The sequence below is a fragment of the Mesorhizobium sp. M7D.F.Ca.US.004.03.1.1 genome (assembly GCF_003998635.1).
Lineage (GTDB): Bacteria > Pseudomonadota > Alphaproteobacteria > Rhizobiales > Rhizobiaceae > Mesorhizobium > Mesorhizobium loti.
On record NZ_RZQG01000113.1, the window covers coordinates 1 to 10,743 of the forward strand.

8 protein-coding genes are annotated in these 10,743 nt (G+C 64.9%); 4 read left to right on the plus strand and 4 right to left on the minus strand.

Annotated features, from left to right (window positions below):
* The coding region (locus EN935_RS09620) for a cellulase family glycosylhydrolase (RefSeq protein ID WP_127373291.1) at positions 1-874 on the plus strand (874 nt) is incomplete at its 5' end.
* A 33-nt stretch (positions 875-907) separates the two neighbouring features.
* Here the strand turns inward: EN935_RS09620 and EN935_RS09625 are convergent.
* Together EN935_RS09625 and EN935_RS09630 are read right to left on the minus strand one after the other, a co-directional pair.
* Positions 908-2,221 carry a VpsF family polysaccharide biosynthesis protein gene (locus tag EN935_RS09625; protein WP_127264499.1) on the minus strand — a complete coding sequence of 438 codons (1,314 nt, stop codon included), beginning with the start codon at positions 2,219-2,221 and terminating at the stop codon, positions 908-910.
* A 1-nt stretch (position 2,222) separates the two neighbouring features.
* Positions 2,223-4,325, minus strand: coding sequence for an exopolysaccharide transport family protein (locus EN935_RS09630; protein ID WP_127264498.1), 2,103 nt, complete (start codon positions 4,323-4,325; stop codon positions 2,223-2,225).
* A 240-nt stretch (positions 4,326-4,565) separates the two neighbouring features.
* Here EN935_RS09630 and EN935_RS09635 point away from each other — a divergent pair, with 240 nt between their 5' ends.
* The gene (locus EN935_RS09635) at positions 4,566-6,113 is read left to right on the plus strand and encodes a formyl transferase (protein WP_127264497.1); all 1,548 of its coding nucleotides are present in this window, start codon (positions 4,566-4,568) and stop codon (positions 6,111-6,113) included.
* 110 nt (positions 6,114-6,223) lie between these two features.
* On the plus strand, positions 6,224-7,414 hold the full coding sequence (locus EN935_RS09640) for an NAD(P)/FAD-dependent oxidoreductase (RefSeq protein WP_127264496.1): 1,191 nt from the start codon (positions 6,224-6,226) through the stop codon (positions 7,412-7,414).
* Between the two features lie 327 nt (positions 7,415-7,741).
* On the opposite strand, the gene EN935_RS09645 is transcribed toward EN935_RS09640, so the two are convergent.
* Both EN935_RS09645 and EN935_RS09650 read right to left on the minus strand, forming a co-directional pair.
* On the minus strand, positions 7,742-8,596 hold the full coding sequence (locus EN935_RS09645) for a sugar phosphate isomerase/epimerase family protein (protein WP_127264495.1): 855 nt from the start codon (positions 8,594-8,596) through the stop codon (positions 7,742-7,744).
* Between the two features lie 106 nt (positions 8,597-8,702).
* Entirely contained in the window at positions 8,703-9,764 is a 1,062-nt protein-coding gene (locus EN935_RS09650; RefSeq protein ID WP_127373292.1) for a LacI family DNA-binding transcriptional regulator, read from the minus strand.
* 145 nt (positions 9,765-9,909) lie between these two features.
* Here EN935_RS09650 and EN935_RS09655 point away from each other — a divergent pair.
* Positions 9,910-10,743: hydroxyacid dehydrogenase (locus tag EN935_RS09655; protein ID WP_164771061.1), on the plus strand; the 834-nt coding region annotated here is incomplete at its 3' end.

A 10,743-nucleotide genomic window follows, 5' to 3' on the forward strand; every position in this document is an offset into this window, starting at 1 on the left:
CATCCAGGCCAATGGCGCCACCCACTACTGGAACCCCGACCGCCTGGTCTCCAGCACCGCCGCACCCGCTTTCGATCTCTATCGTGGGCTGGTCGGCGAGCTTGCCGGCAGGCTGGAGCGCTTCCAGCCTGGCAGGGTGGCGCTCGAGCCCGTCAACGAGCCGGCGCAGTCCTGCGCGTCGAACGTCTGGTCGCAGATCCAGCTTTCACTCCTGACCGCCGCAAGGGCGTCGGCAGCGACCCTGCCGCTGGTCGTCACCGGAGGTTGCGGCTCGATGGTGAGCGGACTGACCGCGCTCGATCCGGCGCCGCTGGCGCGGTTCGAGCCGATCCTGTTCACCTTCCACTTCTACGAGCCCTATCTGTTCAGCCATCAGGGCGCACCCTGGATGCGCGAGCCGGTCTACCGGTCGCTCAACAATGTGCCGTGGCCGGCATCCGCCGGCTCGTTGGAACAGACGCTGGCCTCGGTCAGGGCACGTATGGCGCAGGACACCGAAACCCCTGAAGAGGCCAAGCAGGCCGCCTATGCCGAAACCGAGCGCGTGCTGAAGGTCTATTTCGACGCCCGGCCCGACCGCTGGTTTGTCGACAAATATCTTGGCGAGGCTCGCGCCTGGGCCGACGGCCACGGCCTTGCGCCGGAACGGATCATCATGGGCGAGTTCGGCGCGCTGCGCACCGACGCCCGCTATGTCGCCGCGCCCAATCCGGATCGCGCGCGCTACATCGCCGATGTCAGGCAGAGCGCCGAGTCGTTCGGCTTCCCCTGGGCCTTCTGGAATCTCTTCGACGGCATGGGCATGATGGACGACAGCACGCGGGCGCTGGACCCGGCAATGGTTGAGGCGCTTGGGCTGATTATGCCGGAATAGGCACCCGCCATCCCCGGCATCCGCCGTAGAGCGCTACGTTTGCGCCGGCTGCTCCCTTTGCCGCACCACCGCTCGCGCCGGCCGGTAAAGCACCAGAACCAGCACCACGAATTTGGTCAGCAGCGTCGTCTTCGACGCGACGCTTTCCGAGGTGTTGATCAGGATGATCCAGCCCAGCATCGGCAGCCAGATGCCGGCATGGCAGCGACGCGCCACCTCAAACAGGAACAGCACGAAGCCAAACGTCAGCAAAAGGGTGAAGAAGGCGCCCTGATAGACGATCGTGCGGATGATCGGGTTCTCGATGCCCTGTTCGAGACCGTTGATGCGGCGCAGGCTGTCGACCAGGTCGACATCCGGCCCAACGATCAGATCGCGCCATTCCAGATACTTGAAGAGCTCGAACATCTCGACGCGGGCATTGGCGCTGCCGCTGTCCGACACGAAGCGCTCCAGCAGCGCGTCGAAGAAGCCATAATATGCCGCCACGACGATGACGACCGGCAGCAGCGCGGCAAGCATGAAGCCGAGTGCCGCACCCAGCAGGTTGACGCGGCCCCGGCGCAATTTGATGATGCCCTGAAAAAGCAGATAGCAGCCGCCGAGCACCACCGTCGTCACCATCGCCGTGCGGCCGCCGAAGGCGACGAGTGCCGCGCATTGCAGGCTGATCAGCCCTATCCGCACAGGCATCGACAGGGATCTGGCACCCGAGAGCAGCGCAAGCACGTAGATCGCTGTCGCCATGGCATTGGCAAGCGGATGCCCCTGCAGCGCGCTCGAGCGCAGATCGGTGGTAAACGCCACGCCGTCGAGGCGATAGGGGAAAATAAGCGTCTTGGTGGCGAACTCGAAAAGCGCAAGCAACGCATTCGCCGTCATGACCACGTGAATGACGGTCTGCAGCCCGGCGAATGTCCGTTCGTCGTCCTCGCTGAGCATCAGCACCAGAAGTGCCGCCGCCACGAACGTATCGATCATGCCGGCCATGCCGGGACGCTGCCTGGCGATGACGACGAACAGCAGCACGATCGAGATGGCGGCCATCAGCGCGCTGGCCGGCCGCCTGTCGGCGACATGCACGAGATAGCCCGGATTGCCGAAGGTGCAGGAGCGCCAGGCAAGCAGCAGCACGATGAGATAGGTGGACGGGTGGATCTTGGTCGCCGGGTTGCCGAACAGGCCGTCGTAATTGTAGCCCACCAGCCACAGCATGCCGCCCGAGACGCTGAACAGCACCGCCACCGCCGCGATCAGTCCGAAGCGCGTCAGCGCGTCGACCGACGTGCCGGCGCGGGGCGCGGCAGCACCGTAGTTCGAGGCGCTTCCGCTCCAGCTGGCGGCCATGTCAGGCCGCCTCGTCGACCAGCAAGGCGCCTGTCGGCAGCCGCCCCATGACGGAGACGGCCTGCGAGGTCGCGGTGACGTCGCGCATCGGCGTGGCGTTCAGCGTGGCGACGAGCAGGATCTCGTCGACCATCGCAACCAGCGGCGAGGCATTGAGATTGTCGGCCAGCGCGCCGCCGTCGATGACGACAAGCTCGAAGCTCCGGCTGGCCTGGGCCAGCATGTGCTGCGCGAAGTAGATGCCATGCGCTTCCTGGAAGACCGCCTTTGAGCGGCCCCTGCCCAGCAGCGCGACGTTGCTGCCGGCCGCGTAGTGGCTGACGGCTTCAAACGCGTATTCGCCGCGCAGCACGTCGAGGATTCCCGGCTGCGCCTCCTTCTGGCCGCCACCGCTGGCATTGGCATCGATGAACAGCACACGGCTGCCCCTGGATGCCGCGGTATTGGCCAGCAGCCGCGCCACCCGGCTGCGCTGCGCGCCCTCGCCCGGCGACGATGTCACCAGGATGGATGGCACCAGCGGCCAGTCCGGCGGCCGCTGGCCCGAACTGAACATGCGCCTCAGCGCAAGGCCGACGACGGCGTCCGTCTTCTGGCTGGCCGCGGCGGCCGCACTCCCGCCGAAAGGCCACCAGCGCCGGCCAGTGCCTGACTTTGCCGGCACCACGCCCAGCACCGGCGCCTCGATGGCCGACTGCATCTGGGCGCTTGAAAGCACCGTCGGCGAGGCATATTCGGCGATCAGCGCCAGGCCGGTGCCGAGCCCCAGCCCGCCGAAGATCGCGCCGACGAGCAGCAGCGACAAAGGCGGCCAGCTCTTCTTCAGGGCCGGCATGGCGTTGGAGATGATGCGCGCATTGGTGCTGTCGACATTGATCTGCTCGCGCGTCTCCTGGGCGCGCTGGAGATAGTTCGCGTAGACGGAGCGCAGCGCCTCGAGGTCGCGCTGCAATTCGCGCAGCCGCACCGAGGCCTGGTCGGTGTCGAGCGACTTGCTCTTCATGCCCGCGACCTTGGCTTCCAGCGCCTGCTGGTTGGCGAGCGCCCGTTCATAGTCGGTCTCGGTGGCGGTGGCGATGCGGCCGAGTTCGCGCGCGATGAGCTGGCGCGTGTCGCGCAGCTGCTGCTGGGCTGCGATCAGCGAGGGATGACGCGGCCCCAGCTCCGTGCCGAGCTGCGAGACCTGGTCGACCAGCGTCGCCTCTTGTGCCCGCAGGCTCGAGATTACCGCCGAGCGCATCGCTTCCGAGGTTGCGTCCGCCGTGCCGCTCTGCCGGCGCATCTGGTCGACCTGCGCCTTCAGCGCCGCGGTGCGGCTCTGCGCCGCTGAAAGCTGCGTGTTGATCTCGGTCAGTTCCTGGTCGCTGACCAGATTGCCTGCCGCCATCACCATATTGTTGGCCGACTTGTAGGCCTCGACGGCATTCTCGGCTTGCTGGACGCGTTTGCGCTGTTCGTCCAGCCGCGCGGTGATGGACTCGGAAGCGTCCTTGGCCATTTGCGCCCGCGCGCTGGCCTGGTCGACCAGATAGGCCTGGGCGATCGCATTGGCCAGAAGGGCGGCCTTGTCGGCGCTCTTGGCGGTGACGATGACGTCGAGGACCAGGACCTTGTCGGCCCGCTTCACCGCCAGGCGTCGGCGCAGCGCGTCGAGGGTCTGCGCCGACCTGTCGCCTTCGGCCGATGCCGAACCGAGCAGGCGCGACAGCAAGCCCTGCCCGTTGAATTCCGGATCCTGCGTCAGGTTGGTCGCTGCGATCGCCCGCATCAGAACGCCTGTCGACTGGACCACGCTGACCTGGCTCTCGACCTGCGTGATGCCGCCGTCGGGCGAGATCCGGCTGGGATTGACGTCGTTGGTGACCACTTGCAGGTCCTGCGGATCGATGAGGATTTCCGCCGCCGAGCTGTAGAGCGCAGGCGTGAAAAGACCGTAGAGCAAGGTGACCAGCGTCAGCAGCGCGACGGTGCCGAAGATCCAGAACCGGCGGCGCACCAGAATGCGCTTCAGATCGCCCAGTTCGACAGTCGAAGCCGCGTATGATCCCGCTTGTCCCGCATCTGGAGCGTGTTGCTGAGGAACCATGGGCAGAGATGATTGCATGGCTGCCTCCGACAATACTCCATATGCCGGCAAGATCAGATTGCGGCACTAACCTAGCTATTCCTTCAACTGTTAAAAGATTGTTAATTATGTTGAGAGGTCACGTGAATTTTGGCACGCAGTTTGCTTAAAAATATACATACCGAGGTGCTCAGTGCGCAGCGAGCGGAGATGTATGCGGATGGGGCTACAATTTGACCGGACCGGCAAGGCCGGACACCGCCTTTTCGGGTCCCCAACATGCGGATAAGCCTGCGCCTGGACGGCGATTGCGTGCGCGCCTTCCATGTCGCGCTGCTGGAACGCCTTGCCGCACTTGGCGATGTCGTGCCGTCCGTCGATATCAGGCCGGCGGACGGCGGCATCCCGCGCAGCGCCGCGGCCCTGTTTCAACTCGAAACGACGATACACGGCCTGTCCCATGATGGGCTGGGCAAGCGTGTGCCGCTTTCGACGCTCGCCCCCTACCGGACGCAGTCCTCTGCTTCGCCTGACCTGGTGATCGACCTCTGCGGCGATGTCATGCTGGAAGGCATGCGGGTCTGGCGCGTCACCTACGATGGCGCCAGCGGCGAAGCGGCCTTGCTGGCCCTGATCCTTGCCAGCCGCACACCGCTTGCCCGCATCGAGGAGAACGGTGTTGCGATTGCCGCCGGGCGCCTGGGAACCGAATATGGCGGCATCGCGCTCGCATCCTTCCAGGACATGCTGGCGCGCACGGCAAGCCTGATCATAGCTGCCCTGTCAGGCGCGGCAAAGTCCGTGCCCGACCTGCCCGAGCCGCCGCAGGCAGGTAGCCCGCCGCCGATGCCTTCGGCCGGCAAGCTTGGCGTCAGAGCCGGCAAGGCGCTGGCGCGGCGGATCGTCCAGAAGATCTACCATCTTTGCTACAACGCGCCGCACTGGAAGGTCGGCTGGCGGCAGACCAAGGGTCGCGATTTGTTCGACCTGCGCGCGCATCCGGCATCGGGTTGGCAAGAGCTGCCGGACGACGGCAGCCGCTTTTATGCCGACCCGTTCCCGATCGTTCACCAAGGCCAGCTAACCCTGTTCGTCGAGGACTATATCCATCGGCTGGGCCGGGCCATCATCTCCGCCGTGCCCTTCGGCCCGGCCGGCCCGCTCGGCCGCCCTGAGCCGGTGCTCGACCTGCCCTACCATCTCTCCTACCCCTTCGTCTTCGAGCGCGACGGCGAGGTCTGGATGGTGCCAGAAAGCTGCGCCAACGGCACGGTCGATCTCTACCGGGCCACCGCCTTTCCCGGCGGATGGGTCAAGGAGGCGACGCTTCTGTCCGGCATCATCGCCAGCGACGCCACCCTGGTCGAGCACGGCGGCGCCTGGTGGCTGTTCGCCACTGTCCGGGATGGTGGAGGCACCATCCGTGATGGTGGAGGCACCATCCGCGATGGCGGCGGCGCCTTCTCCGACGCGCTGCATCTGTGGTCGGCGCCGGATTTTCGCGGCCCCTGGACACCGCATCCGAACAATCCCGTGCTGATCGACATCGCCTCGGCGCGGCCGGCCGGGCGCATGGTCAAGCGCGGCAACGACTTGCTGCGCCCGGTTCAGGACTGCCGCAGGAGCTATGGCGCGGCTCTCGGCATCGCACGCATTTCTCACCTTGATTTGATCGGCATGGAGCAAGTCGTTGAAACCATCTTAAATCCAGGTGCGCTATGGAATGGGCGCAAACTTCACACGCTCAACGAGGCAGGCGGTTTTGAGTTCATCGATGGCTCGGCGATCGCACCGCGCTGGAAACGACGGGGTCCGCGATTAACCTAAACATTGGTTACTACCAGATACATGCTCCGGTTGCTTGAGGTTGAATTAGGTCCGGGAGATATCTTCCACCGTAGTTGCACTCGGGAGTTGCTACCAGAAAGGGCAGCGAAATGAGTACCGCAGAGGCTGGCCAAACCGAAGTCGAAGTGGCGATCGTCGGCGCCGGAATGGCCGGCACCACCTTGGCAACGGTGTTGGGACAAGCTGGGCGCAAGGTGGCGCTGATCGATCCGCACCGCGTCCACCACGACGAGTTCCGGGCCGAGAAGATCGGCATGGATCAGATGCTGCTGTTCGAAAAGCTCGGCCTCGATGCGACGGTCAAGCGTCTCGTCACCTCAACAACCGATACCCATGTCTTCCGCCTCGGCCAGCTGTTCGCGCATGAGAAGAAGTCGGAATTCACATTTTCCTATGGCGCGCTGATCAATGGCCTGCGCGACGCCTTGCCGCCGCAAGTGCCGCTGACGGTCGGCAAGGTAACCGAGATCTCGACCGGACCGGACCGGCAGCGGCTTGTGCTGGCCGACGGCTCCGTCATCAGTGCCCGCCTGCTGGTGGTGGCCACCGGCCACGGCGAAGCGGTGCGGCGCGCCGTCGGGGTCGAGCGTGTGGAGCAATCGAAGGCGCATTCGCTGTCGATGGGATTCGATCTCGCCATCTCGCCGCGTGAATTCGCCTATCAGTCCGCTACTTGCTACGGCAGGCGGGCCGCCGACCGTGTCGCCTACATCAGCATCTTTCCTCTCGGCAACAAGATGCGGGCGAACATGTTCGTCTATCGCACCGTGGCCGAACCGTGGACGAGGGCGTTTCGCCAGGATCCGCAGAAGATGCTTTGCGAGCTGATGCCCGAGATAGCAGCGCTATGCGGCAACTTCGAAGTCGCAAGTCCCGTCGAGGTCAGGCAGGTCAGCCTGAATACGACGCAAGGCCATCGCCGCGACGGGGTCGTCTTCATCGGCGACGCTTTCTGCACGACGTGTCCAACGCCGGGCGTCGGCATCGGGCGGGTGATGACCGATGTCGACCAGCTCCATTCGGTTCACATTCCGCGCTGGCTGGAAACACCAGGCATGGCGGCTGACAAGATCAATGCCTTCTATGACGACCCGGTCAAGGTGGCTACCGATGAGGACGGTATGCGTGTGAGCTACTATGCCAAGTCGATCACTATCGAAACCGGGCTGGAATGGCGCGTACGGCGCCTGCGCAACAACACGGCGCGCCGGCTGATGATCATTGGCCGCAAGATGCGGCATCTGGGACAACGGCAGGCGCCCGTGGCCAACATGCAATAGGGCGCGATCAGCCAATCGCGCCCTATTGATTGCCCTTATGAGGCGAATGCGTCAGACGCCAACCGCTCAGGCGGGCGGCGGCGGAGGTGTCGAGGGAGCAGTCTGGGCCGTGACGCCCGAAAGCCTGTCGCGCTTCTGCAAAGTTGGCTTCTCGTATTTCTTCACCGCAAAGTCCCCTCCACATTGGATACGGCGCCAGCAGAACCAATTCCCTGCCTCGTGTCAATTGTGCCGTTACTGGTTCTTACACCGTTTCTGCAGCACCTCGGTCAAACGATTCTGCACTGTTGCATCGCTGGCACATGTGACGGCTCCGTTGGAGCACCCTCACCCCAGCGTCAGCCCGGCCTTCCTCGCCTCCTTGCGCAGGAACGGCAGACCGACCTCGATGACATCGTCCGGATTGTCGGCCACCGGCCGCCACACGGCCAGCCCGCCGGCAATGTCGACATCGACATGGTTCATGCTTTCCAGCGTGATGGCTCCGCTGTAGCGGATGTCCGATATCGCCTTCATGCAGGCCGCCCAGTTGAGCATGCCGCGCCCCGGCACGCCGCGATTGGCTTCGGAGACATGGACGTAGCCGAGATAGGGTGCGGCGGCGCGGAAGCCGGCTTCAAAACTCTCCTCCTCGATATGCATGTGGTAGGTGTCGAGATGGATGAAGATGTTGTCGGCGCCGACGCGCTCGATGATCCGCGTCGCGTCGATGCCACGGTTGATCAGATGCGTCTCGTAGCGGTTGCAGGGCTCTATGCCGAGCTTCAGCCCATGCGCCTTGGCCGCCTTGGCCGCGCGGACCAGGAACCTGCACATGCCGTCCATTTCCTCAGCCATCGGCGCACGTCCGGAAGTCTTGCCGATCGTGCCATAGGTGACGCCGCCGAGCGCCTCGCTGCCCACCGCCTCACACACGCCGAAGGCCGGCTCGAGGAAAGCCAGCGCCTCGTCCGGCCGCGCCACCACGTCGAGTGAAGCAGGCAGGCCAAGCGACGGAATAAGCGCGACATTCCAACGTTCGGCAAAGGCGTGCGTGCGCAGAGTGTCGATCTCCTCGGGGCGCAGCAGCGGGATTTCGAGCAGGCCGATGCCCAGTACCTTCAACCGCTCCATCTGCGGCTCGATCAGGTCGAGGTCCCAGACCGGGGCAATGGCGAATGTGTGCAATCCAAAAACATTCATCAGCTGTAGCCTCTCCGTTCATGCGCCGGAAACGCGAGGCCGGAAGCCAGAGTAAATCGATTTATCTTCAGGACGAACTGGGTCATTCGTTTTCCTCCATTTGATGTCACGTGCCGCGAGCCGTCCCGGAATGCGGGCCGTTGCCTGGCGGGCCAACGGATTCCCGCATCAGAACCTTGCAAGGCTCGAGCCGCGCGATCGGCGGCCCCTCCCCGCCTTCGATCCTGGCAAACAAGGCCTCCATGGCGTGGCCGGCGATCTGGCGCACCGGCTGCACCACGGCGGCGATGGCCGGCCATGTCACCTGCATCCATTCGGCATCGTCGAAGCCGACCAGCGAAATGTCGTTGGGGCAGTGCCAGCCGCGTCGGCGGAACTCCGAGAGCGCCACCAGCGTACCCTTGAGGAACAGCGAATAGACCGCCGTCGGCCGCTCTCCCTTCGCAAAATAGTCGCGCAGCTGCGCCCTGAGCGGCTCGACATCGGTTTCGGCGAGCACGACGTCGATGCGAACACCCGGCGCCAGCTTGAGCGCGGTGGCGCGAAATCCATCGAGGCGGGCGCGCACGGTGGCCGCCTGCTCGCCAAGGCCGATGACCAGGATGTGGCGGGGGCCGTTGCCGAGCAGTTCGCGCGCCACTTCGGCGCTTGCGGCAGCACTGTCGGCCGACACCGTGTCGAAGGCGTCGTCGGACAGCACGCGGTCGATCAGCACGCCGGTCATGCCGTTGGCCTTCATGAATGCGGCCGCCGGTCCATGCTCGTTGCGCACCGGTGCCAGCACCACGCCGGCCACCCGCCAGTCATGCATGCGGGCGAGGATCTCCGTTTCGCGCGCTTCGGATTCGCGGCTCGACGCCGCCACCAGCGTGTAGCCGCGCTGCTCGGCCAGGCTCTCGAGCTGGGTGACCATCTGGCCGAAGAACTCGCTTTCGAACTCGGGCATGATGGCGCCGATGATGCGGCGCTTGGCCCTGCGCATGTCGGAAGCCAGCGGATCGACGCGGTAGCCCAACAGCTCGACGGCATCGAAGACGCGCTGCGCATTTTCGGACTTCACCGTGGTGACGCCCGCCATGACCTTGGAGACGGTGGCGGCGGACACGCCAGCATGGCTTGCCACATCATGGATTGAGGCACGCCGCTGCTGGCCTTGCCGATGCGCCATTGGTCCTCCTCCCGAGGTGCGGACATCAGCATTTCTCGTCCGCTGGAGAAATGGGTAAATCGATTTTTCGTGGTTGTAAATCGTTTAATCGAAGGTAATTTACCTCCCAGAAAACGCGATCCGGATCGCGCCGGGAGGAATCATCATGTCAGACAATGCCTTGCCGCTGGTCATCAGCGCACCGGAACCACGCACGCTCGACCTCATCTTCACCCAGCCGCAGCTGGCGCGCCTCAGGTCGAAATACCGCATCGTCGAGACCACCGCCGACGGCGTGGCGAAGCTGCCGGCCGATGTGCTGGCACAAGCCCGCTACATTGTCGGCCAGCCGCCGATCTCACCCGACACGCTCGACCGGATGAAGGCGCTGCGCTGCGTCTTCAATGTCGAGACCAACCTCATCAACAACATGCCCTACGAGACGCTGTTTCAACGCGGCATCCATGTCGTCACCACCGGCCTGGTGTTCGCCGAGCCGGTGGCCGAGCTTGGCCTTGCCATGGCGCTCAACCTCGCCCGCAACATCGTCGATGCCGACCTCGCCTTCCGGAATGGCAAGGAGCTGTGGGGCGGCGACGGCAATTTGACGGCGCGGCTCTTGTCGGGCGCCGATGTCGGCATCATCGGCTTCGGCGATCTCGGCCGCGCGCTGAACCGGCTGCTGTCGGGCTTCCGCACCCGCACCAAAGTCTTCGATCCCTGGCTGCCGCCGTCGATCCTCATCGACAATGGCGTCGAGCCGGCCTCGCTCGACGCGGTGCTGTCGACCAGCGACTTCGTCTTCGTCGTCGCCTCGGTGACCTCAGAGAACCAGGGCTTTCTCGGCGCGGATGCCTTCGCCAGCATGCGCAAGGGTGCCGCCTTTATCCTGCTCAGCCGCGCCGGCGTGGTGGACTTCCCCGCGCTGATGGCGGCGGTGGAGAGCGGCCACATCGTCGCCGCCAGCGACGTCTTCCCGGAGGAGCCGCTGGCGTCAGAC

Bases quoted from the DNA above. Each gene is read 5' to 3' on its own strand.
- EN935_RS09630 (WP_127264498.1), bottom strand. From the start codon at position 4,325: ATGCAATCATCTCTGCCCATGGTTCCTCAGCAACACGCTCCAGATGCG.
- EN935_RS09625 (WP_127264499.1), bottom strand. From the start codon at position 2,221: ATGGCCGCCAGCTGGAGCGGAAGCGCCTCGAACTACGGTGCTGCCGCG.
- EN935_RS09635 (WP_127264497.1), top strand. From the start codon at position 4,566: ATGCGGATAAGCCTGCGCCTGGACGGCGATTGCGTGCGCGCCTTCCAT.
- EN935_RS09645 (WP_127264495.1), bottom strand. From the start codon at position 8,596: ATGAATGTTTTTGGATTGCACACATTCGCCATTGCCCCGGTCTGGGAC.
- EN935_RS09640 (WP_127264496.1), top strand. From the start codon at position 6,224: ATGAGTACCGCAGAGGCTGGCCAAACCGAAGTCGAAGTGGCGATCGTC.
- EN935_RS09650 (WP_127373292.1), bottom strand. From the start codon at position 9,764: ATGGCGCATCGGCAAGGCCAGCAGCGGCGTGCCTCAATCCATGATGTG.